The sequence below is a fragment of the Arthrobacter sp. C152 genome (genome assembly GCF_054890965.1).
The window spans coordinates 1-22,020 of record NZ_JBTZSU010000010.1 but is presented as its reverse complement, the minus strand read 5'-3'; the positions used below and the strand labels follow the sequence as shown (position 1 = coordinate 22,020).

The following is a 22,020-nucleotide window of genomic DNA, read 5'->3' as shown; positions in this document are numbered from 1 at the left end:
GTCCATGTCCCATCTCGCAAGGAGGCTTGCAGGGGGAGGGGCCATCCTCCGGCTTTCAGTCAGTCATGCGGAACGTGGTGGCGCGGAAGATGCACGGACGATCAGTGAGGGCTTAAACACTTCCAGCATGGGCTTAAGCGTCGGGTCCAATGATCTGCGAATCGCCATTTCGGCTGCCTTGAAACCCAAATCAACCGGATGCAGGTCGACCGTAGTGAGATCAACGCCGGGGAGCTGGCTGGCTGAAGTGTTGTCGTACCCCACGAGGGTGATGTCTTCCGGGACTCGAAGCCCCAGTGCATGGGCAACATCAAGGACGCCCAGTGCGGTTTGGTCGTTGTGCGTGAAGATCGCCGAAGGGCGGTCAGGGGACTCCAGCAACGGCCGGGCCATGGCGGACGCGGCACTTCGGCTGTAATCACAGGTGATTACCTCGGGAGTGAGACCCGCCTTGGTCATGGCCCGCACGTAGCCCTCACGGCGCCCCAGGTAACCGTCGGTTGGCGGCGACGCAAAGTGGGTGATGCGCTTGTGTCCCAGGTTGAGGAGGTGCTCCACGGCCAAGGTCGCGCCGAGCTCGTTATCGGACGTTACGGCGTCGAAGCCAGGCACTACCCGCGCCACGCTGACCAGTTGCAGGCGACCCTGAAACGACTTCAGCTCCTCGTCGGGCAACAGCAGGCCGGCTGCAATGGCGACGTCAACGCGCGCCCGGACCAGGGAATCCAGGGCGGCCCTGTCCAGGTCCGCTGTAGGTGAGCCGACCGTGAGCACCAGCTCCCGGCCGTTCCGATGCGCCGAGTCACGCATGCCATCGAACATGTCAGCAAAAACTTCGTTGTGCAGGTCCAGCAGAAAGACGCCCAAGGTGTCATCCACCTTGCTCGCCAGCCGGGAAGCCATCCGGTTCGGCTGGTAGCCCATGCTCTCCGCAGTGGCAAGAATCCTTTCCCTCGTGGGCTTGCTGACCCCATAGGCGTCCCGGAAGGCCAGGGAAACGAGCGCAGAGGAAACCCCCGCCGCGCGGGCTACGTCCGCCATTGTCACTCTCATCAATTCTCCTCGCCGGGTACACCCTAGCCGTTCGTCATAAAAAACCCCTCTTGACAGCCAATTCTAGAGCGCTTTAGATTGTTAGCACAATCACATCTAGAGCGCTTTAGAAGACCGCATGCGAGGCGGGACAACGGCCCGCAAACGTCTTTGAACCCCCGGGACGGCTGAACCTCCCACTGTTTACCCCTTGGTCGCCGAAGCCCGGCGCCACCCATGAAATGAGGAACTCGATGAAGAGTTGGAAGTCTCTGGCTGTTGCAGGTGTTGCTGCGATGGCACTCACCCTGAGCGCCTGCGGCACTGGCGGCAAGGCCACCGAAACCACCACTGGCGGCCAGGCAGCCGCCGGCGCCAAGCGGGACCTGAGCTACGCCGTCGTAATCCACGGCAACCCGGACGGTTCGTTCTGGAACGTCGTTAAGAAGGGCGCGGAAGACGCTGCAGCCCAGTACGGCGTGAACGTCTCCGTCACCGGCGACGTGGAAGGCGCCAAGCAGGCAACCCTGCTGGAGGCCGCGCTTGCCAAGAACCCGAACGGTGTCGTTGTCTCCCTGGCCAACCCGGACGCGCTCGGTTCGGCCTTGGCCCAGACCAAATCCAAGAATATTCCGTTCGTGACCATCAACTCCGGCGCTGAGGTGTCAGCCAAGCTGGGCGCCCTGGAACATGTCGGCCAGACGGAAACCGCCGCCGGAACCGGCGCCGGGCAGAAGCTGGCAGAAGCGGGCGGCAGGAAGCTGCTGTGCATCATCCACGAGGCAGGCAACATCGGTCTCGAACAGCGCTGCGACGGAGCCGCCAAGGCCTTCGGCGGCCAAGTGGAGAAACTCCAGGTCGACCTGAACAACCCGCAGGGCATCCAGGCGACAGTGAAGTCCAAAATGCTCGGTGACAAGTCCTTCGACTCCGTCCTGGCCCTGGAACCGTCCGTGGCCACCGCGGCCCTGGCCGGCCTGAAGGACGCCGGCAGCACGGCCAAGGTGGGAACCTTCGACATCAACAGTGACGTGCTCAACGCCATCAAGGCCGGTGACATCCTCTTCACCGTTGACCAGCAGCAGTACCTCCAGGGCTACCTCCCGATCGCCCTGCTGGTGCTCAACCACGACAACGCCAACACGCTCGGCGGCGGGCAGCCGGTACTCACCGGCCCGGCGTTCATCACCAAGGACAACGTCGCCACGGTCTCTGACCTCGTCAGCAAGGGAACGCGATGACCATGAGCCCCAACGCCAACGCCGGAAACACGGCAATGCCTGCCCCCGCGGCACCAGCTGCCCTCACCAGGGCCTCGGCCCCTGCCGATGACCGCCAAGCCACGATCGGCCGGGCCCGACGTATCTTCATGTCCCCGGAGTTCGGCTCCGCCTTCGCAGCCGTCGTCGTTTTCATCGGCTTTGCAGTCCTATCCCCGGCCTTCGCCAGCCAGGCCGGCATCGGAAACTTCCTTGATCCCGCAGCAACGCTTGGCATCATGGCTGTGGCCGTGGCACTGCTGATGATCGGCGGGGAGTTCGACCTGTCCGCCGGTGTGATGACCGGTTCCACCGCCCTGGTGACCGCCCTGGTCACCACCCAGCTGAACACCAACATCTGGTTCGGAATGGCTGCATCTCTGGTGTTCGCGGTAGCCATTGGCTTCTTCAACGGCTTCCTGGTTCAAAAAACCAAGCTCCCGAGCTTCATCATCACCCTCGGCACCATGTTCATGCTCTGGGGCCTGAACTACGCCGTCACCACCAACCTCACCAAGCAGGTCACCGTTTCCGGAATCTCGGAATACAACGGCTTCGACAGCGCCAAGGCCCTCTTCGGTTCCTCGGTCGGCGGCTTCCAGGTCTCCCTCATCTGGTGGATCGCCCTGACCGTTGTCGGCATCATCCTCCTCACCCGCACCAAGATCGGCAACTGGATCGCAGCCGTCGGCGGCAACGCCGCCGGGGCCCTGGCCGTCGGTGTTCCGGTGGCAAAGGTACGCATCGGCCTGTTCATGGGCACGGCAGTGGCCGCATGGCTGGTGGGCCAGCTGACTGTCGTGCGGTACGCGTCAGCAACAGTCACCACCGGTATTGGTGCTGAATTCAACTTCATCATCGCTGCGGTAATCGGCGGATGCCTCCTCACCGGCGGCGCCGGCTCGGTCCTCGGCGCATCCATCGGAGCCCTGATCTTCGGCATGGTCCAGCAGGGCATGCCCCTGGCAGGACTGCCCAGCGAACTGTTCAAGTTCTTCCTCGGCGCCATCCTCCTGGCCGCCGTCTTCATCAACCTCTACCTCAAGAAGAAGTCACAGGCGGTGGGATCATGACAACCCCCATTCTCGAAGTCCGCAACATCAGCAAAAACTTCGGCCACGTCCGCGCCCTCCAGGACGTCACCTGCGCCGTCCGTGCCGGCGAAGTCACAGCAGTACTGGGTGACAACGGCGCAGGCAAGTCCACCTTCATCAAGACGCTCTCCGGCGTCCACGCCCCGGACAGCGGACAGTTCCTGGTCGACGGTGAAGAAGTACGCTTCTCATCACCCCGTGACGCCCTGCACCGCGGCATCGCCACCGTCTACCAGGACCTGGCACTCTCGCCGCTCATGCCGATCTGGCGGAACTTCTTCCTCGGCTCCGAGCCCACACACAAGGGATTCCTCACCCCCCGCAAGAGCAAGGAGATCGTGGTCGAGGAACTGGCCAAGATGGGCATCACCATCCGTGACCCGGAACAGGCCATCGGCACCATGTCCGGCGGCGAACGCCAGTGCGTAGCCATCGCCCGCGCCGTGTACTTCGGAGCCCGGGTCCTGATCCTCGATGAACCCACAGCAGCGCTGGGTGTCAAACAGTCCGGCGTCGTCCTCAAATACATCGTCCAGGCCCGAGAACGCGGCCTCGGCGTCATCTTCATCACCCACAACCCCAACCACGCCTACCCCGTCAGCGACCACTTCGTCCTGCTCCAGCGTGGCCGGACCATCGGTGACTACTCCAAAGACCAGATCACCATCTCGGAACTTGCCCAGCAGATGTCCGGAGGCGCAGAACTCGAAGCCCTCCAGCACGAACTGCACAGCATCGGCCGCTAGGCCGCAAAGACCCGGCCACCAGGCCAGAAACCAGAAAGAGAAGACAAACACCAATGACTACAACACTCCGCATCGGCATCATCGGCGCAGGCATGGCCGGCCAGGCCCACGCCTTCGGCTACCGCAACGCCATGATGGCCCGCGACCTGTCCGACGTCGACGTCCAGCTGCACACCATCGCCGACCCCAACCTGGAACTGGCCCAGTCCGTCGCCAAACGCTACGGCTTCGCCAACGCTGTCGCTTACATTGACGCCTTCCTCGACAACCCCGAAATCGACGCCGTCAGCGTCGCCCTGCCCAATCACCTGCACGCCGACATCCTGCCCAAGGTCATCGCCTCCGGAAAACACCTCTTCGCCGAAAAGCCCATCGGACGCACCCGCGACGAAGCCGCCTGGCTCGCCGAACTGGCCGAAGCCTCCAACGCCGTGACCGGCGTCGGCTTCTCCTTCCGCCGCCTGCCCGGCCTGGCAGCTCTCGCCAACGCCGTGCAGAACGGCGCGATCGGCAAGGTCCACACCGTCCGGGCCTGGTACAACGCGGACTACGCTGCCGACCCCTCCGGCGCCCTGTCCTGGCGCTACTCCCAGGAACAGTCCGGCGGTGGTGCCCTCCTGGACATCGGAGCCCACGCCATCGACGCTGCCCAGTTCGTCGTCGGCCCCGTAAACCGGGTACTGAACTCCACCCTGCGCACCGTCATCACCGAACGCCCCAAGCCCGCCGCCGGAGCCATCGGCCACGGGGGAGCGACCACCAGCGAACGCGGCCCCGTCACCAACGACGACATCGCACTGGTCACCGTTGAATTCGACGGCGGCGCCGTCGGCCAGATCTCCCTAAGCCGGATCGCCAGCGGCATCCCCAACTCCCTCGGCGTCGAGGCGTTCGGGTCTGAAGGCCACGCACTTTTCGATTCAATCAGCGCCGGCGAATTCCACCTCTACCAGAACGGCACCGCAGCATCCGCCGTCAACGGACCCCGCCGAATCTTCACCGGACCCGAACACCCCTACTTCAACGACGTCGCAGCCATGCCCGGCGCCGGCGTCGGCACCGGCTACGCCGAAGCATTCGTCGCCGAAATCCAGGAGTTCGTGCGCTGCGTCCGGGACAACAAGGCGATGGACACCAACTTCAACACCGCGCTGACCATGATGCGCGTCGTCGGAGCAGCCCTGGAGTCCTCACAGACGAACACAGTCACGGACATCAACCACCCCCAGCCGGCCTGACGACCGCCAACAACCAGGAGAAGAACTCATGGCCACCATCCGCGTCGGAACAGCCCCCGATTCCTGGGGAGTCTGGTACCCGGACAACCCCAACCAGGTTCCCTACACCCAGTTCCTCGACGAAGTAGCCGCTGCCGGTTACCAGTGGATCGAACTCGGCCCCTACGGCTACCTGCCCACCAACCCCGCCCAGCTAAAGGAGGAACTCGAATCGCGCGGGCTCCTGCTCTCAGCCGGTACCGTCTCCGAGCGCCTGCACCAGCCCAACTCCTGGGACGCTGTCTGGAGCCAGGTCACTGACGTTGCTGCACTTACCGCGGCACTGGGAGGCAAACACGTCGTGGTCCTCCCCGAAATGTGGCGGGATCTCTTCACCGGCGAAACCCTCGAGCCCGGCGAACTAACCGCCGAACAGTGGCGGGCGAAGACCAGCGGGGCGGACCGGCTGGGCAAGGCGATGTTCGAAGAATACGGAGTTCATCTCCAGTACCACCCGCACGCCGACAGCCACGTGGACACAGAGGAAAACATCAACCGTTTCCTCGAAAACACCGATCCGGAGTACGTGAACCTCTGCCTCGACACGGGCCACGTTTCATACTGCGGCGGCGACAACCTCGCGATCATCAACCGTCACCCTGACCGCATCGGATATCTGCACCTCAAGCAGGTCAACCCCGAAGTCGTCGCCAAGGTCCAGGCGGAAAGCCTGTCCTTCAGCAAAGCCGTCACCCTCGGCGCCATGACCGAGCCGCCCCTGGGTGTGCCGGAATTCCCGCCGCTTCTGGAAGCAGTTGCGGGCCGTGGGGTGGACATTTTCGCGATCGTTGAGCAGGACATGTTCCCTTGCCCGCCGGATGCACCGTTCCCGATCGCACAGCGGACCCGCAATTACCTTGGCGGATGCGGAGTGCACAGCCTCCGGTTCGCTGAAGGCAGCAAGACCTCAAATGGTGCACGCTGACTTTGCCGTAAACGCCTCCGACGCTCCCGCCAAGGGGGCGTCGGAGGCGGCACCTCAGTACTCGAACGTACTGCTCCTCAAACGGAGCGGTCCGGAGCCGCCGTACTACCAGCTCGCCGAGTGGAGCACGCCTGATCGCCGCCAAGGACATAGGCCGATTCCCCTAGCTATGTCTCATAATCTGGTAGCTCAGAAGTTGTTACTCATCCTCGGTTATGAGATAGGTGAGCGGGCGTCGGTTCACGGGAATCAAACGCGGCCGGACGTAAACACACTTCTGGCCTCGGCAGCCTGATGTCTTAACTTTCCATGATGCCGCGACCTTGCTCGGGTGAGTCTGGTCCGATCAGCGCGGCGTGCAGCCCAGTCAAGGGTGGGTACCGGTTTTGTACCAGGAAGGCATGGCTATGAATCGCCGTGTTCCTGACGACCTCGATCGGCGGCTGGAGAAGTCGGCTGCCCAGGAACATGCGTCCAAGTCTGCGCCTCTGTCGCAGGGGGCAGGGTTGGTTCTGCAGCGGCACGCGCGCCGACGTGAAATCAGTGAGGGCCTTGACTTTGTTATGAGCCATGATGCTGAATTGCTGAAGCGCCTTGAAGACGCGTGACAGCGTACCTGGACGTTGAGGATGCACTTCAGCTAGTTGATCGGTACCGCTTCCATCTACGTGATGTCGGGTTGCTGGCCTCAGCATTGGCCAGGCCGGCTGCGACGGTCATGGGCGCGGAAGCCTATCCGGAACTAGCCGTGAAGGCGCCAGCCTTGTTGGACTTGGTCGCCCGGTTCCATCCACTCATTGATGGGAACAAGCGGATGGCGCGGACGCTCATGGTGCTGGCTGCTGTGGATCAACGGTTACCGGCATGACTTCAGCACGGATGAAGGCTTCGACCTCGTCGTCGCAGTCGCCGCCGGCACTATCGACATGCTGGACTCTGCTGCCGAGATTTCCCGGCACCTGGTGCCCCGGTAGTCCTCCCGCGCCCCGAAAGTGGTGTGGAAAATGTCCACACTTAACCCTGCTTTGTGGCGACTTCTTAACAGCTACGCTGCGAGCGCAGACCACGAGGATCGAGAGCTACACGGGGTGCATTCCGGGGTGTATCCGAGCACTCGGAGCGGTGCGTCTTCTCCGGCAGTGTCTCCGGAGGTCCTTGAGCTCCTAAGGCGGCGAAGAAGGTCTACGCGTCCCCTTGCTCCCAGCCAAGATATCGACGAGGTCGCGGGCCGACTCTAACTGGCAGCGTCAACCGGAGACCTGCAAGGGTTTTGGCGCGGACGCCTGCCTTCTTTCCATTGAGACCCAGTGAAGCTCGGTCAAATCCGAATCCCCGGTCAGGAGCCATTCGTGAAAACTAAACGCTGTATTGCTTTAAATACTGAACGCTGTTTAGTATGTGTTCCAGGGCACAGGTTGTTTGGGTGCCTTGTCCTATCACGACGGAGTTCTAGGAAGAGACATGAACATAACAAGGCGCCAACTCTTGGCGGCCAGCGTGCCCGCCGCGCTTTCTGTATGGGCCCTCTCCGCCTGCAGCAGCACCCCACCAAGCTCGGCATCTGGCCAGTCGGGTCCGGCCACCGCGCCGCTGCTGCGAATCGGCTCGCTGCAGGAGCCCACTAGCTACGACCCTGCCATGGCAAACGAGGGCCATCTGGCTCCGGTTTATCAGGCGGTCTACGACCCCCTGATTAGGATGCAGCCCGATGGGAGCCTCGCGCCGATGCTGGCCACTTCCTGGGAGGCGAGTGACGGCAATAAGACCTACACTCTGAAGCTCCGGACAGGCGTGAACTTCTCAGACGGAACGCCTTTCGATTCGGCTGCCGTCAAGGCCAACATTGAGCACTTCAAGACGGCAAACGGTCCACTGGGCAGCTTAGGGAAGGGAATCCAGACCGTTGAGACACCGGATTCGGCCACGGCAGTCCTAAGGCTTTCGGCGCCCGATCCGGCGCTGCCCTACGCGCTCGCCAATGCGCTGGGATACATGGGCAGCCCCAAGGCGCTGGCCACGCCCGGCATTAAGACTCAACCCGTTGGCTCCGGCCCGTACACTCTGGATGCAGCGAACACGGTTGCGGGCTCGAAGATAACGTTCGTCCGAAACCCGAACTACTGGGGTGACAAGCTCCCATACGACAAGGTTGAGTTCCAGATTCTCACGGACGAGACCGCGCGCCTGAACGCGCTCAAATCCGGCCAGATCGACGCCGGCGTCCTGAACCGTCCCGCCAGTGCTAACGACGCGGACTCCGCCGGACTTGAACATAAACCGTTGAACATTAACTGGGAAGGCATCTTCTTCTTTGATCGGGACGGCACCAAGATGCCCCAACTGGCTGACGTTCGCGTCCGGCAGGCTCTGACCCTCGCCATCGACCGGGAGACCATCCTTCAAAACGTCTATCTCGGCCGTGGAACCCTGACGAGCCAGACTTTCCGCCCGGGCACAAATGGCTATGACGCCTCCCTCGACGAGGCGTACAAGTACGATCCGGAAAAGGCGAAGCAGCTCCTGAAGGACGCCGGGGCCGAGAACCTGGCTGTCACGCTACCTGTCACCCAGGTGTTTGACCCCGCCGTCTATGACGCCATCGAGCAGAACTGGAAAGACATTGGGATCAAGGTCAGCCGCCTTCAATGGGGTCCCGGCCAGCCCATTCCAGCCATGCAGCGCGGTGACGTCGCCATCTCCTACATGGCGGTGAGCCAGAGCAACGACTGGCGGCACATCGTCGCGCAGATCGCTCCAACGGCGCCGTGGAACCCTTTCAAGACCCAGCGCCCGGAGCTTGACGCCCTCATCGCGAAGGCACAGGCAGGCGACGACTCGACGCGCGCTGATGCGGACAAGCAGATCAACAAGTACATCGTGGACAACTACTGGTTCAGTCCGCTTTACCGGCCCCAGGCCAGCTTCTACTGGAACAAGTCGGTTGATGTGCAAGTTCAGGCCGAGCAGGCCGTCCCGTCCATCTACAACTACAAGCCCACAGGGCAGTAGTTCCTACCGCCGGCAGCCGCACGACAGTGCACTCTTCGGCGGCTGCCGGCGCTCCGCATCCCCTTACCCCATGCTCAGGAGTCAACGGTGACCGAATTCCTCCTGCGGCGCCTGGCTTCTGCCGTGGTGCTGCTCCTAGCGGCGTCCTTCATCGCCTACATCATGCTGTACCCGGCAGCCGGCGATATTGCCCGCAACATCCTCGGCGAGAACGCAACCGAAGCCCAGGTTGCTCTCAAAAACCACGAGCTTGGCCTTGACCAGCCCGTCATCGTCCAGTACGCCGCATGGCTCGGAAAAGCCATCACGGGCGACTTTGGCTCCTCGTACTTCGCGAGCCAGCCGGTGCTGAAGATCCTGCAGGTGCGCCTCCCGGTAACGATCAGCCTCGTCGTAGTCGTCACGCTGCTGACCGGAGTCCTCGCCTTCGCGGTAGGCCTGCTCGCGGCCGTAAAGAAGGGATGGATTGACCGGACGCTGCAGGTCCTTGCAACGCTCGGAGATGCGCTCCCGGCATTCATTGTGGCGCTGTTCCTCGTCACCGTCTTTGCGATCCAGCTCAAACTGTTCCCGGCCACTGGCTACACAGACCTCGCGAAGTCCCCGGTGGACTGGGCGAGGACCCTGACACTGCCTGTCATCGCGCTCACCATCGGTGGCGTCGCAGGGGTCGCCCAGCAGGTCCGCAGCTCGGCAATCGAAGTCCTGCGGCACGACTACGTACGCACTGTCCGAAGCCGAGGCCTCTCCGAGAAACGCGTCATCCTGACCACCGTATTGCGCAACGCCTCCGTCAACGGCCTGACGACTCTCGCAGTCCATGTCGTCGGCATCCTGGGCGGCGCCGTCGTCATCGAATCGGTCTTCGCCCTTCCCGGCCTGGGCTCGCTCGCCGTCGAGTCGACAAGCCGCACGGATCTGCCGCTCATCCTCGGCGTGGTCCTCGCGGTCGTCCTCATCATCGTTATCGTCAACCTGATCGTCGACCTCGTGGTCGCATGGCTCAACCCCAAGGTGCGCCTCTAATGACTCTCCCAACCGAAGTCCCCACCGCCGTCGAGGGCGTGGCCCCCCGTTCGGGAGTAGTCCGGAGATTCCTCCGCAATCCTCTCGGGCTCGCTTCAGCCATCATCCTGGCGCTCATCATCATCGCCGCGGTCCTGGTCCCCGTTCTGGGCCTGCCCGATCCAAACGCCGTGAATCTGCGCGACGCAATAAAGCCGCCAAGCCCGCAGCATCTTCTGGGCGCGGACAGCTCCGGGCGCGACATCCTCAGCCGCCTGCTGTGGGGCAGCAGGATCAATCTGCTCGGCGCCGCCCTCGCTGTCGTCATCGCCCTTATCATTGGCGTAAGCGCCGGCCTGATCGCCGGCTACTACGGCGGCTGGTTCGACAGCATCTCGTCCTGGTTCAACAACTTCACCATGGCGCTGCCCGGCATCGTCGTCCTCCTGGCGGTGCGCGCCGTGGTTGGCCCATCAGTCTGGATCGCCATGGCAGTGTTCGGCGTCTTGCTCTTTCCTGGGTTCTTCCGCGTGGTGCGCGGCGCCGTGCAGTCTGTGCGCAGCGAGCTTTACGTCGATGCCGCCCGCGTCTCCGGCCTGAGCGACTTCCGCATCATCGGCCGCCACATCCTGACCGTGGTCCGGGCGCCCGTCATCATCCAGATCGCCCGGCTCCTTAGCATCGCCATCGCTATCCAGGCAGGCCTCGAGTTCCTTGGTGTCAGTGACAGCAGTACCGCTTCCTGGGGCAGCATGCTCAACGATGGCTTCCGCAAGATCACGCTGAACCCGATTCTCATTCTCTGGCCCGCGCTGGCGGTCGGCCTTGTCTGCATGGCCCTTGTGCTGTTCGCGAACGCCGTCCGCGACGCGCTCGAGGACCGGGGAAAGCAGGGCAACATTCCGAGGCGCGCGCGGAAGGCAACTGGCGCCGCCCATCTGCAGGAACAGGCGACGTCGGCCGGTGCTTTGCAGCCCGAAAGTGCCCTCCTCAGCGTGGCCGGGCTCAAGGTTGCCTACGGTTATGGGCGAACGGAGAAGGAAGTCGTGCATGGCGTGACGTTCCACGTCGAGCAGGGCGAAGTGCTCGGGCTCGTCGGCGAATCCGGTTCCGGTAAGACCCAGACAGCGTTCTCGATCCTTGGCCTGCTGCCCGAAGGCGGGCACGTCTCCGCTGGTTCCATCCTGTTCGACGGCCAAGAGCTTACGTCCCTAAGCGAGACCCAGCGCGCTTCCTTGCGTGGAACTGATATCGCGTACATCCCCCAAGAGCCGATGAGCAACCTCGACCCGGCTTTCCGGATCGGTTATCAGCTCACCATCCCGCTTCGGAAGCGGCTGGGGATCTCGAAGGAGGAGGCAACCAGGCGTGCCCTCGCCCTCCTCGCAAGGGTCGGCATCGTCGACCCGGAAAAGGTCTTCAAGTCCTATCCCCACGAAATTTCCGGCGGCATGGCACAGCGTGTACTTATCGCCGGGGCCGTCTCCTGCAACCCACGCCTTCTCATTGCGGACGAGCCAACCACCGCGCTGGATGTCACTGTCCAGGCCGAGGTCCTCGACCTCCTCCGCGACCTCCAGCGCGAGACGGGGATGGCCGTCATTATGGTGACGCACAACTTCGGAGTCGTCGCAGACATCTGCGACCGCGTCGCCGTCATGCAGGCGGGCCGCATGGTGGAGATCGACGACGTCGACCGAATCCTCTCCCAGCCGTCCCAGGACTACACCCGTCGCCTCCTCGACTCGATGCTCGAGGACGGCCCGGTGCGTCCGTATCCCTTCGAGGACGCGTCCTCGACAGACAATACGCCAGTTGAGCTGCCAGTGTCGGCAGAAGCCAAGGAGTAGACCATGATGCACCGCCACCCCCTCCTTGAGGTTGAGCATCTCGCCGTCGAGTATCCCGGCCGCGGACGCCGTCCCGGATTCCGTGCCCTCGAAGATATCTCATTCGCCCTCCGCCCAGGAGAGACCCTTGGGCTCGTGGGCGAGTCCGGCTCCGGCAAGACGACGATCGGACGCGCGATCCTTGGCCTGGTCAAACCCACCGGCGGCAAGATCACGTTCGACGGCGCCGACATCACACGCGCGGGCAGCGGTCAACGCAGGGCCTTGAGCAAGGACATCCAAGTCGTCTTCCAGGACCCGTATACGTCCCTCAACCCTTCGATGAGCGTGGAAGACATCCTGACTGAACCGCTCACCGTCCAGGGATGGGCCCGGAAGGACGCCCTCGCACGCGTGCGTGGGCTCCTGGATCGAGTCCACCTTCCCTCCGACGCCGGCGGCCGGCTTCCCCGTGAGTTTTCCGGTGGCCAGCGCCAGCGTATCGCCATCGCCCGGGCCATTGCCATCGAGCCGCGCCTCATTGTCTGCGACGAGCCGGTATCGGCCCTCGACCTCACCACACAGGCCCGTGTCCTCGACCTGCTCGTCGAGATCCAGGAAGCAACCGGCGTCAGCTACCTCTTCGTTTCCCATGACCTCAGCGTGATCCGCCACATCAGCCACAACGTGATCGTCCTGTTCAGGGGCATGATCGTCGAGCACGGCCGCGCCGACCAGGTAACCTCCGAACCACGCCACCCCTACACGCAAAGGCTCTTCATGTCTGCACCCGTGCCCAACCCCGAGATCCAGCGCGAGCGTCGAGAAGCCCGCCGCCAACTCACCGCCAAGGAGCAGGCAGCATGAGCACCCAAGTAGCCTCCGAATACATGGAGAATCCAGACGGCGTCGTCTTCCGGGATCTCAACGGCAACGGCGTGATGGAGCCTTACGAGGACCCACGCCTCCCGGCGGCGGAGCGCGTGGAGGACCTCCTGGGCCGCCTCTCGCTCGAGGAGAAGGCCGGCCTGATGTTCATCAGCATCGTGAGCGTGCCCGACTCCGGCAATCTTGAGGATGAGACACCCCGTTCCGGCCGCGTCGGAGTCCGCGACACCGTGGCGAAGAAGCTGGTCAACCACCTCAACTTCCACTACGTCCCTGCGCCCAATACAGCAGCCAAATGGGTCAACGAGCTCCAGCGCCACGCGCTCGAATCCAGCCCGCACGGTATTCCCGTAACGCTCTTCACGGATCCCCGCCACTCGTTCATCGAGAATTGGGGTGCATCCTTCACCGCAGAATACTTCTCGGCATGGCCGGAGCCCCTCGGCCTTGCGGCAGTGCGTGACGAGCAACTGGTGCGCGAGTTCGCATCGATAGCGCGGGCTGAGTACACCGCAATTGGCATTCGGGGTGCCATGCATCCGACCATCGATCTCGCTACTGAGCCTCGCTGGGCACGCCAGTACAGCACCTTCGGCCAGGACAAGGACCTGGTGGCCCGCCTGGCAAATGCATACCTTGATGGCTTTGAGGGGCCGGAGCTCGGTGCAGACAGTGTCGAGTGCATGGCCAAGCACTTTCCCGGCGGGGGTCCTCAACTGGACGGCGAAGACCCCCACTTCCCGTACGGCCGGGAGCAGGTCTACGCCGGAGGGATGTTCGACTACCATCTCGAACCGTTCAAGAAGGTCATTGCCCGGGGTGTCTCGTGCATCATGCCGTACTACGGCATGCCGGTAGGGCTGGTCCTGGACGGCGAACCGATCGAGGAGGTCGGTTTCGGTTTCAACCGCCAGATCATCACCGGCCTGTTGCGCGAGAAGCTCGGCTTCGACGGCGTCGTCTGCACAGACTGGAGCCTCATCACCGAGTCCCGGTTGAACGGCAAACAACTCCCGTCGCGGGCCTGGGGAGTGGAGCACCTGTCGGTCGAAGAACGCGTCCTGAAGGTCATTGAGGCCGGCTGCGATCAATTCGGCGGCGAGGAGTGCCCCGAGATCATCGTCGATCTGGTGCGGAAAGGCCTCGTTCAGGAGGAACGGATCGATGCCTCCGTGCGGCGCCTGCTCAGGGTGAAATTCGACCTCGGACTTTTCGACAACCCCTACGTCGACGCCGAGGCGGCTGCAGAGCGGGCCGGCCGACCCGAATACGTCGCAGCGGGGGAGCTGGCGCAGGCCCGGTCGGTCACCGTACTGAAGAACGATGGCGCCGAACACCCACTGCTTCCATTGACCCCGGGCGCCCGGGTCTACTCTGAAGAGATGGATCCGAATGTTGTCGCTGCCTCAGGCCTCGAACCCGTGGGGAGCGCAGGTGAAGCCGACGTTGCGATCGTCCGCGTGGCGGCCCCGTTCGAACTCCGGGACCATTACATGCTCGAGTCGAGTTTCCACGCCGGAAGCCTCGAGTTCGATACAGCGACCATCGGGAAGGTCCGTCGCCTCTCGGAGCAGGTGCCTGTCGTCCTTGTTCCGCACCTGGACCGGCCAGCGATCCTGACCCCCTTGGAACCGCATTGCGCGGCCATCGCAGCCGTCTACGGGGCTTCGGACTCAGCTGTCCTCAAGGCGCTGACCAACGTTGTGCCACCTGAGGGCAGGGTGCCCTTCCAGCTTCCGCGCTCCGAGGCCGCCGTCATCGGATCCCGTCCAGACGTTCCCGGTGATACGGAGGACCCGCTATACGAGTGCGGGTTCGGATTGGAGCTGTGATGTCAATACGCACCGAGCCGGTGGCCGCCCGCCGCAGGGGGCCCTATGCCAAGGGCCGGGCAGCCAAGGAGCTGATTCTCCAGACGGCGCTCCAGGTCATCGGGCACAAGGGCTACAACGCGACTTCCCTTCGTGACATCGCCGACGAGGTCGGCATGACGCAAGCAGGTCTCCTGCACCACTTCGACACGAAGGAGAACCTTCTCTCCGAGGTGCTCCGCAAACGTGACGAGGTAGACCGGGAACACTTCAGCCCGGCGGATGTGTCGGAACTTCCCCTCATCATCCAACTCGCGCATCACAACATGGAAGTACCCGGCCTGGTTCAGCTCTACGTGAGCCTCCAGGCAGCCGCCACGGACGTGGACCACCCTTGCCACGATTACTTCCGGGAACGTGACCTGGTCGTGGTCGGCAGGATTGCCCGTGACATAGAACAGCGGCAGGCCGCGGGAACATTTAATCCAAGCGTTGATGCCCAGGTCATTGCCCGCATGCTCCTGGCACTGTCCGACGGTCTGCAGGCCGAGTGGGCGATCAATCCGGAAATCGACCTCGGCGGAACCCTTCACGCTTTCTGGAACCAGTACGCGCAGCCAGAGCTGCCGTCAGGTCCGTCCAAGTAGCACTTGGCGTCACGCCCTAAACAAAGCGTCGTGGCAGCGGCGTCGAAAAAATCAGCCGGTCACCCTCTCCCTGGACACCTTTCAACGAAGAACGAGGTTTTCCCATGCCGACGCCGACCAGCTCAGGCTCCTTTTCCAGCGGTTACTCGCGGGCGGATGCAATGCGTTACCGGGTAATTATCGACAACGACTACGCCGGGGATCCGGATGGCTTCTTCCAACTCGTCCACCACCTGCTCTGCGAATCGGTGGACATTAAAGGCATCATCGGATCCCACCTTCCGATTGATAATCCAATGGACTCGAGTCCGGACTCCGCACAGCATGCTGTCGATGCGGTCGAGGAGGTCCTGGATCTCATGGGGAAGAGGGGCTCGGTGCCCGTTTGGCTCGGCGCGCCCCACGCGCTGAAGGACTCCCGGACGCCCATCCCCTCACAAGCGTCGGCCGCAATTATCGAGGAGGCGCGCCGCGACGTGGAGTCCCGGCTCTTTATCGCCTGCGGAGGAGGCCTCACCGACATAGCGAGTGCGCTGCTTGAGGCCCCGGACATTGCCGACCGGCTCACCGTGGTGTGGATCGGGGGAGATGACGGCACCGAGCATCAATACCCGGATTTCAATGTAAGCATCGACCCTAATGCAGTCCGAACCGTGTTGTGCGAGTCCCAGGCGGAGGTCTGGCAAATCCCCTTGAGCACATACGCCACAGCCATCCTGTCGATGGCGGAGCTGAAGAAGCGCATTGGACAACAGGGGAAGCTCGGGCAATTCCTCATGGAGCGGCTCCACTGGATGATCGATCTGCATCAATCCTTGGGCAGGCCCATGGGGGAAACATACACCATGGGGGACAGCCCTCTCGTGCTCGTGACAGCATTGCAGTCCGCATTCGGCAGGAGAGCACTGCACCTGGTGGAACGCCCCGTCCGCCAGCTCGGCGACAACGGGCAATGGGGCGGAGACGAGAACCCGGCACGCGTCGCGAAGGTCGTCACGCAGATCGACACCCGGCTCCTTTTCGAGGACTTTTTTGCTCGCCTGGAGGAGCACGTCTCAGGCGACTCTGAAGGAAATTCATGACCTCGGCCCATGATGATGGCCTGCACGCGCAGACCAGACACCTCCACTACGGCCCCTGGAGCATAGAGCTCCGCGGAGATGAACTTGCCAACATCCGCCATACTGACAGGCTAGTGCTGCGAGGTATTCGCGCCGTCGTGCGAAACCACAACTGGCTGACCCTGACGCCACACGTGACACATGAAGAGATCGCACCACTGCCCGGATGCGAGCTACGGCTCACCATCCGATGGGACGGACACGGGGCAGAGTATAAGGGCGAGCTCACGCTGAGCTTCAGCGGCACCGCCCTTGAAGTGGGGTTCAATGGGACGGCAGTGAAAGACTTCCGAAGCAACCGCATTGGTCTCATCGTCCTGCACGGGCCTGACGATGCCGGCATACCCTGTGAGGTAACATCGCCGGACGGAGGGAAACTGTCCTCCGCTTTCCCCCTTGGCATCAGCCCCCACCAGCCATTTAAGAACGTCGCCGCCCTGGCATGGGAGCGTGACCAGGTGCGATACCGCCTCGACTTCGACGGTGACGTCTTCGAGACCGAAGACCAGCGCAACTGGACCGACGCCTCCTTCAAGACCTACAGCACTCCACTCGAGCGGCCCTTCCCCGTGAACAATATGCCCGGCGATCACGTCCGGCAGGCCGTGCGCCTGAGCGTCAAGCACCGCATCGACATCACCGACACAGTCACTGGCAGCGTTCCTGAGCTCGGCACCGCGACTGGTGTGGAGGACGGCGATGTCCGCCCCCGCACCCTTCCGGCCACGTTCGGTCCACTCCTCGCAGAAGTTTCGGCCCGTCCTAACGCAGCGTTCGCCACCATTTCCCCCGCCGAGGCCATCCGCCGCGCCCGTGCACTCGGTCTGAGCCTGGACGCGCGCGTAGTCGCGGATTCACCCGACGACGTCGAAGAGGTCCTCGCCGCGCTCCAGCCAGGGCTTGTCCGCCGCCTGGCCATCTACAGCGCAACTACCCACGTCACTGAACCCTCGCTGTGGGACGTTCTCGTCCGCGAGGCAAAGGAGCGCCACTTCGAGGCGGCCCTGCTCACGGGGGCACGCAGCCACTTCACCGAGCTCAATCGCAACCGTCACGCCATCGAGGCAGACGCCGACGGTATCAGTTACTCCCTCACGCCCCAGATGCACGCGGTTGAACCGCTCTCGGTCGTCGAGACGCTTCCTGTTCAGACTCTTACAGCAGAGAACGCGCTCGAGCTGGGCGACGGCAGGCCACTGCACATCGGGCCGATCACGTTGACTCCACGGTTCAATGCCGTGGCGACCGAACCGCCGACCGCCGAGGAAATCCCCGCCCGGCATCCGCTCCGCGACCACAGCTTCGCCGCCGCGTGGCTGCTGGGGAGCATCGCCGCCCTCACCCGCCGGGGCGTTGCTTCGCTCTCTTATGCCTCGGCATCTGACCTTTCAACTCCCGCTGGGACGCTGCTCCAGGAATTATCGGCACTGCGGGGCCTGGACGTTGTGACGTGCTCAGGGACGACACCAAGCCTCGTCGCATATCCGGTTCGCACCGCGGAAGGAATGGTGTGCTTCACGGGTAACCTCACCCCCTGGGCAGTCGAGGCTCACATTTCCTATCGCAGCCAAGACCAAGGCCTCGAACTCGCCCCATGGGGTACGGCTGCGCTCCGCTTCCACGGAACAGACGAAGGACAATAAACATGTCACGCACACAGCGACTTGCGGGCAAGACCGCCCTCGTCACCGGGGCTGCTTCCGGCATCGGCCGCGCCGTCGCCACCCGGTTTATCGCTGAGGGAGCTAGCGTACACTTCGCAGATCTCAACCACGATGGTGCCCGCGAAGCTGCCCGTGAGGCCGGGACCTCCCGCGCCGTTGCCCTCGGAGTCGACATCTCCGACGAGCCCAGCGTTGCCGCCGCCTTCGCTGAGGCAACCCAGCACGTCCCGCTCGACATCGTCGTCGCCAACGCCGGCGTCCAGCTCTTCGGCCAGGACAACCGCGTCGGAGACCTCGAGCTCGACGTCTGGGAAAGAACCGTGCGGATAAACCAGCGCGGCGCGTTCCTGACCCTCAAGCACGCCGTCCGCGCGATGACAGGGCGCGGCGGGTCCATCATCTGTACCGGCAGCCCCACCGGCGTCGTCGCCTGCGGACAGACCTTCACCGCCTACTCCAGCTCCAAGGCCGGTGTCCACGGGCTCGCGCGCGTCGTTGCCGCCGACTACGCTGCCGAAGGGATCAGGGTCAACACGGTCGTCCCCGGCTATACGGAGACCCCCCTCGTGCGCACAATCGCTGAAGATCCTGCCCAGCGTGCCGGCCTCGTCAATGCCACCATGCTCCGCCGTCCCGGCAGCGCGGAAGACGTTGAAGGCATCATGGTTTACCTTGCAAGCGACGACTCCGCCTTCGCCACCGGCGGCATCTTCACGGTCGACGGCGGCCTCACCGCCCTTTAGCGCACGTCCCACCGAAATATTCTGGACAAGCCTGCACCTGGAAACCAGGCAACGCCCCAAAGGACAACCCAATGACACTTTCGAATCTGGCCGGGGCGCTCAAGGGCACAGCGGATTGCAAACTCGAATCCATCGCCGACCGTTTCGCGGGCTACCTTGAAGTTGATCCAACTCTTTCGTTCCAAATGGCCGCCTTTTGCGGCGGCGACTTGGTGCTGGACGTCTGGGGCGGCCCTGATCTTGACGGGCAATCGCTGTCAGTGCCCTATTCCGTATCGAAGAACATTATCGGCGTCGTCGTCGGACTCCTGGTGGAGCGCCAGGCACTTGATCTCGACGCCCCAGTCGCCCAGTACTGGCCGGAATTCGGACAGGGCGGGAAGAAAAAGATAACAGTACGCCAACTTCTTTCCCATCAGGCGGGACTCCCGGATCTCTGGCCCAGGCTTTCATGGGACGAACTCCTCGACCACCACCGTGCAGCAGACCGACTTGCAGCCGCGGTTCCGGTTTGGCTCCCGGGATCGGCGTTCGGCTATCACGCGCTCACGATCGGCAATTTGGCAATGGAACTTGTCTACCGCGTGTCGGGGGACACGCTTCACGATTACTATGAGCGGGAAATCCGCCGGTCCCTCGACGCGGACTTCTACTTAGGGCTTCCAGATGGCATGGAGCACCGCCTCAAACCAGTCAAACCTATGGTGCCGCCGCTTGCCCAGCATCCCAGCCCCACGCCGCACCCGATGCGTTCCTGGCTCTCCGGTCCGCGGCCGGGGGGAGATCTGGATCTGGCGAATGACTCACGTTCCCAGCGGTTCGGCCACCCGGCAGCGTCGGCAACCGGATCCGCCCGTGGAATCGCATCGTTGCTTGCCGGCACGATCACCGGACTTGATGGGTCTGCACCATTGTTGGGCAGCAACACGATCGCCGCCATCGGGCAGCAGCAAGTGCGAGGCTACGACGAGGTGCTGAATCAGACCGATCGAGCGCATTCAATCATCTTCCAAAAGCCAAATCTGAAGCTTGCTTGGGGAGGACCGCGCAGCTTCGGCCACGACGGCGCCATGGGCGCGGTCGCCTGCGTCGATCCAGACACCGGAGTCGCCTTCGCCTACACGATTTCGCGTGGGCCTTGGCCGGGAGGCGGGGATCCGCGCGCTATCAGCGCAGCTCACGACATCGGGGCCGCCTTGTCGTAGCCTCAAGCTACTGCACCGGAGTTGAATGGGACCGGGACCCATGGCTGGCGGTCGCTGCCCTGACGTTGGCCATCCTTGCGTCCGACGGCGGGAGGTTTCCGCCGTCGCCCGCTTGCTTACCGCTGGACTGCTTGGGGGTGGCTGCCTAGATCCAGGCCGGGGCGGGCGGCGCCGGGATGACCAGGTCGCCGTGGCGCGATGCCGTGGTTCCGTCGGTGCCGCGGCCGGTGGCCCATCGGGTGATGGCAGGCAGGGTGCCGGACACCAGGGTGGGTGAGGTGTCTGCGGTGTCCCCGAAGACCATGGCTGAGGGCTGGCCAGTGACCTCCACCACCAGGTCCTTGTCGGTGCCGCGGGTGTGCCAGGCGCCGGTGATGTCGGTGAGGAGGCGTGCCAGGACGGGTTCGGGGATGTCCTTGAAGGTGGCGCCGTTGTCGAGGTCTACGGCGTGCACCCAGACTTCGCGGGTGCGCATCCATACGGTTTCCTCGGCCGGGACGGTCCGGCCTTGGACGGTTTTGACCTTGTGGTGCCAGTTCTGTGCCGGCAGGTCTCGCCATTCGACGTTGAGGTGCACGGCCGAGTGGTCGAACAGGTTCCGCAGCGCGATGGGGGACAGGGTGGCGCCGAAGTCGATCTCGTGGTTGCGGACCTCCACGGAGGGGTACATGGGTGTTTCCACGCCGGTGGCGGCCCATTCCACGAGCCGGGCGATGGCGCGTGCGTTGTAGCCCACGTGGGCTGCAACGTGGCGGCGGGTCCAGCCCGGCAGCAGCGAGTCGCCGTCCAGGTCCGTGTCGGTGAGCTCGTTGAGCTTGCGGGCGAAGAACGCGGTGCCGCGCCTGGCCTGCAGGAGCCCGTCGAGCAGGACGGGATCGGTGGTCTGGTCGTGCCGGGCGGCCATCAGGCTTCCTTGACCACGCGGTTGGTCAGCTGGCCCAGGCCCTCGATGGTGGTGACCAGGACTTGGCCTTCCTGGAGGTAGCGCTTGGGGTCCTGGGCGTGGCCGACGCCGCCGGGGGTGCCGGTGGCGATGACGTCGCCGGGGTTCAGGGTGATGATGGTGGAGATGTAGGAGACGAGGTATTCGGGGGTGAAGACCAGGTCCGAGGTGGGGGTGGACTGCTGGATGTCGCCGTCCACGGCGGAGGTCATCAGCGGGCCGGGGGTGAATTCGTCCTTGGTGACCAGGGCGGGGCCGAATGGGGTGGACTTTTCCCAGGTTTTGCCCTGCAGCCACTGGATGGTGCGGAACTGGTAGTCGCGCATGCTGATGTCGTTCAGCACCGCGTACCCGGCGATGTGCCCGGCGGCCTCGGATTCGGGGATGCGGCGGCCGGTCTTGCCGATCACGACGGCGAGTTCGGCTTCCCAGTCCACGGTGTCCGATTCCTGCGGCAAGGCCAGGTCATCGTTGGGGCCGATCAGGGATTCGGCGTACTTGGCGAACAGGGTGGGGTGCGCCGGGACTTCGCGGCCCATCTCCTTGATGTGGTTGCGGTAGTTGTGGCCCACGCAGATGATCTTGCCCGGGGCGGGGACGACGGCGGCGAGGTCGGCGCCGTCGAGCGCGTGGGTTGCGCCGCTGGCCGCCTTCGCGGTGGTCTCCCAGGCGGGGTCCTGCAGGAGGGCCCCGACGTCGGAGAAGCCCGGGATTTCGGTGAGGGTGCCGCCGTCCTGGCGGACCGCCGTCGTGCTTGTGCCGTTGTCGAGGCGGAGGGTGAGGAGTTTCATTACTTGGTGCGTCCTTCGATGTAGGTGCGGT

General features: G+C 63.7%; 21 protein-coding genes. 18 read left to right on the top strand and 3 right to left on the bottom strand.

Annotation, left to right across the window (positions count from 1 at the left end; translation table 11 throughout):
- Positions 1 to 63 precede the first annotated feature (63 nt).
- A complete protein-coding gene (locus tag ACYSM9_RS09490) occupies positions 64 to 1,041 on the bottom strand; it encodes a LacI family DNA-binding transcriptional regulator (RefSeq protein WP_461856726.1) in 978 nt (325 codons plus the stop codon).
- Between the two features lie 287 nt (positions 1,042 to 1,328).
- Between ACYSM9_RS09490 and ACYSM9_RS09485 the strand changes: the two genes are divergently transcribed.
- The 18 genes from ACYSM9_RS09485 (at position 1,329) to ACYSM9_RS09400 (ending at position 20,255) form a co-directional block, all read left to right on the top strand.
- Complete coding sequence (locus tag ACYSM9_RS09485) at positions 1,329 to 2,273, top strand: sugar ABC transporter substrate-binding protein (RefSeq protein WP_461856725.1); 945 nt, start codon at positions 1,329 to 1,331, stop codon at positions 2,271 to 2,273.
- The gene (locus tag ACYSM9_RS09480; RefSeq protein WP_461856724.1) at positions 2,270 to 3,364 is read left to right on the top strand and encodes an ABC transporter permease; all 1,095 of its coding nucleotides are present in this window, start codon (positions 2,270 to 2,272) and stop codon (positions 3,362 to 3,364) included. The genes ACYSM9_RS09485 and ACYSM9_RS09480 overlap by 4 nt, the downstream gene beginning before the upstream one ends.
- Positions 3,361 to 4,131, top strand: a complete 771-nt coding sequence (locus ACYSM9_RS09475; RefSeq protein WP_461856723.1) for an ATP-binding cassette domain-containing protein — start codon at positions 3,361 to 3,363, stop codon at positions 4,129 to 4,131. Before ACYSM9_RS09480 ends, ACYSM9_RS09475 begins: the two co-directional genes overlap by 4 nt.
- Before the next feature lie 53 nt (positions 4,132 to 4,184).
- A complete protein-coding gene (locus tag ACYSM9_RS09470; RefSeq protein WP_461856722.1) occupies positions 4,185 to 5,369 on the top strand; it encodes a Gfo/Idh/MocA family protein in 1,185 nt (394 codons plus the stop codon).
- Positions 5,370 to 5,397: 28 nt separating this feature from the next.
- Positions 5,398 to 6,333: a sugar phosphate isomerase/epimerase family protein gene (locus tag ACYSM9_RS09465; protein ID WP_461856721.1), complete on the top strand. Its 936-nt coding sequence runs from the start codon at positions 5,398 to 5,400 to the stop codon at positions 6,331 to 6,333.
- 401 nt (positions 6,334 to 6,734) lie between these two features.
- Complete coding sequence (locus ACYSM9_RS09460; protein ID WP_461856720.1) at positions 6,735 to 6,941, top strand: hypothetical protein; 207 nt, start codon at positions 6,735 to 6,737, stop codon at positions 6,939 to 6,941.
- A complete protein-coding gene (locus ACYSM9_RS09455; protein ID WP_461856719.1) occupies positions 6,938 to 7,201 on the top strand; it encodes a type II toxin-antitoxin system death-on-curing family toxin in 264 nt (87 codons plus the stop codon). Before ACYSM9_RS09460 ends, ACYSM9_RS09455 begins: the two co-directional genes overlap by 4 nt.
- On the top strand, positions 7,134 to 7,307 hold the full coding sequence (locus ACYSM9_RS09450; protein WP_461856805.1) for a hypothetical protein: 174 nt from the start codon (positions 7,134 to 7,136) through the stop codon (positions 7,305 to 7,307). The genes ACYSM9_RS09455 and ACYSM9_RS09450 overlap by 68 nt, the downstream gene beginning before the upstream one ends.
- Before the next feature lie 511 nt (positions 7,308 to 7,818).
- Positions 7,819 to 9,342, top strand: a complete 1,524-nt coding sequence (locus ACYSM9_RS09445; RefSeq protein WP_461856718.1) for an ABC transporter substrate-binding protein — start codon at positions 7,819 to 7,821, stop codon at positions 9,340 to 9,342.
- A gap of 87 nt (positions 9,343 to 9,429) precedes the next feature.
- Positions 9,430 to 10,368, top strand: a complete 939-nt coding sequence (locus ACYSM9_RS09440) for an ABC transporter permease (protein ID WP_461856717.1) — start codon at positions 9,430 to 9,432, stop codon at positions 10,366 to 10,368.
- Positions 10,368 to 12,197 carry a dipeptide/oligopeptide/nickel ABC transporter permease/ATP-binding protein gene (locus ACYSM9_RS09435; protein ID WP_461856716.1) on the top strand — a complete coding sequence of 610 codons (1,830 nt, stop codon included), beginning with the start codon at positions 10,368 to 10,370 and terminating at the stop codon, positions 12,195 to 12,197. The genes ACYSM9_RS09440 and ACYSM9_RS09435 overlap by 1 nt, the downstream gene beginning before the upstream one ends.
- Positions 12,198 to 12,200: 3 nt before the next feature.
- On the top strand, positions 12,201 to 13,043 hold the full coding sequence (locus ACYSM9_RS09430) for an ATP-binding cassette domain-containing protein (protein ID WP_461856715.1): 843 nt from the start codon (positions 12,201 to 12,203) through the stop codon (positions 13,041 to 13,043).
- Entirely contained in the window at positions 13,040 to 14,896 is a 1,857-nt protein-coding gene (locus ACYSM9_RS09425; protein ID WP_461856714.1) for a glycoside hydrolase family 3 protein, read from the top strand. The genes ACYSM9_RS09430 and ACYSM9_RS09425 overlap by 4 nt, the downstream gene beginning before the upstream one ends.
- Positions 14,896 to 15,522, top strand: a complete 627-nt coding sequence (locus ACYSM9_RS09420) for a TetR/AcrR family transcriptional regulator (protein ID WP_461856713.1) — start codon at positions 14,896 to 14,898, stop codon at positions 15,520 to 15,522. Before ACYSM9_RS09425 ends, ACYSM9_RS09420 begins: the two co-directional genes overlap by 1 nt.
- A gap of 104 nt (positions 15,523 to 15,626) precedes the next feature.
- Positions 15,627 to 16,604, top strand: coding sequence for a nucleoside hydrolase (locus ACYSM9_RS09415; RefSeq protein ID WP_461856712.1), 978 nt, complete (start codon positions 15,627 to 15,629; stop codon positions 16,602 to 16,604).
- Positions 16,601 to 18,286 (top strand): hypothetical protein, encoded by a 1,686-nt coding sequence (locus ACYSM9_RS09410; protein ID WP_461856711.1) that lies wholly within the window; start codon positions 16,601 to 16,603, stop codon positions 18,284 to 18,286. The genes ACYSM9_RS09415 and ACYSM9_RS09410 overlap by 4 nt, the downstream gene beginning before the upstream one ends.
- 2 nt (positions 18,287 to 18,288) lie before the next feature.
- Positions 18,289 to 19,050, top strand: coding sequence for an SDR family NAD(P)-dependent oxidoreductase (locus tag ACYSM9_RS09405; protein WP_461856710.1), 762 nt, complete (start codon positions 18,289 to 18,291; stop codon positions 19,048 to 19,050).
- A gap of 71 nt (positions 19,051 to 19,121) precedes the next feature.
- Positions 19,122 to 20,255 (top strand): serine hydrolase domain-containing protein, encoded by a 1,134-nt coding sequence (locus tag ACYSM9_RS09400; RefSeq protein ID WP_461856709.1) that lies wholly within the window; start codon positions 19,122 to 19,124, stop codon positions 20,253 to 20,255.
- 145 nt (positions 20,256 to 20,400) lie between these two features.
- On the opposite strand, the gene ACYSM9_RS09395 is transcribed toward ACYSM9_RS09400, so the two are convergent.
- Complete coding sequence (locus ACYSM9_RS09395; RefSeq protein ID WP_461856708.1) at positions 20,401 to 21,159, bottom strand: maleylpyruvate isomerase family mycothiol-dependent enzyme; 759 nt, start codon at positions 21,157 to 21,159, stop codon at positions 20,401 to 20,403.
- Entirely contained in the window at positions 21,159 to 21,989 is an 831-nt protein-coding gene (locus ACYSM9_RS09390; protein WP_461856707.1) for a fumarylacetoacetate hydrolase family protein, read from the bottom strand. Before ACYSM9_RS09390 ends, ACYSM9_RS09395 begins: the two co-directional genes overlap by 1 nt.
- Positions 21,990 to 22,020: the final 31 nt, after the last annotated feature.

Coding starts and splice junctions, on each gene's coding strand:
- ACYSM9_RS09470 (WP_461856722.1), top strand. CDS start 4,185: ATGACTACAACACTCCGCATCGGCATCATCGGCGCAGGCATGGCCGGC.
- ACYSM9_RS09460 (WP_461856720.1), top strand. CDS start 6,735: ATGGCTATGAATCGCCGTGTTCCTGACGACCTCGATCGGCGGCTGGAG.
- ACYSM9_RS09405 (WP_461856710.1), top strand. CDS start 18,289: ATGTCACGCACACAGCGACTTGCGGGCAAGACCGCCCTCGTCACCGGG.
- ACYSM9_RS09480 (WP_461856724.1), top strand. CDS start 2,270: ATGACCATGAGCCCCAACGCCAACGCCGGAAACACGGCAATGCCTGCC.
- ACYSM9_RS09395 (WP_461856708.1), bottom strand. CDS start 21,159: ATGGCCGCCCGGCACGACCAGACCACCGATCCCGTCCTGCTCGACGGG.
- ACYSM9_RS09435 (WP_461856716.1), top strand. CDS start 10,368: ATGACTCTCCCAACCGAAGTCCCCACCGCCGTCGAGGGCGTGGCCCCC.
- ACYSM9_RS09450 (WP_461856805.1), top strand. CDS start 7,134: ATGGGAACAAGCGGATGGCGCGGACGCTCATGGTGCTGGCTGCTGTGG.
- ACYSM9_RS09430 (WP_461856715.1), top strand. CDS start 12,201: ATGATGCACCGCCACCCCCTCCTTGAGGTTGAGCATCTCGCCGTCGAG.
- ACYSM9_RS09390 (WP_461856707.1), bottom strand. CDS start 21,989: ATGAAACTCCTCACCCTCCGCCTCGACAACGGCACAAGCACGACGGCG.
- ACYSM9_RS09410 (WP_461856711.1), top strand. CDS start 16,601: ATGACCTCGGCCCATGATGATGGCCTGCACGCGCAGACCAGACACCTC.
- ACYSM9_RS09490 (WP_461856726.1), bottom strand. CDS start 1,041: ATGGCGGACGTAGCCCGCGCGGCGGGGGTTTCCTCTGCGCTCGTTTCC.
- ACYSM9_RS09475 (WP_461856723.1), top strand. CDS start 3,361: ATGACAACCCCCATTCTCGAAGTCCGCAACATCAGCAAAAACTTCGGC.
- ACYSM9_RS09420 (WP_461856713.1), top strand. CDS start 14,896: ATGTCAATACGCACCGAGCCGGTGGCCGCCCGCCGCAGGGGGCCCTAT.
- ACYSM9_RS09415 (WP_461856712.1), top strand. CDS start 15,627: ATGCCGACGCCGACCAGCTCAGGCTCCTTTTCCAGCGGTTACTCGCGG.
- ACYSM9_RS09400 (WP_461856709.1), top strand. CDS start 19,122: ATGACACTTTCGAATCTGGCCGGGGCGCTCAAGGGCACAGCGGATTGC.
- ACYSM9_RS09465 (WP_461856721.1), top strand. CDS start 5,398: ATGGCCACCATCCGCGTCGGAACAGCCCCCGATTCCTGGGGAGTCTGG.
- ACYSM9_RS09425 (WP_461856714.1), top strand. CDS start 13,040: ATGAGCACCCAAGTAGCCTCCGAATACATGGAGAATCCAGACGGCGTC.
- ACYSM9_RS09485 (WP_461856725.1), top strand. CDS start 1,329: ATGGCACTCACCCTGAGCGCCTGCGGCACTGGCGGCAAGGCCACCGAA.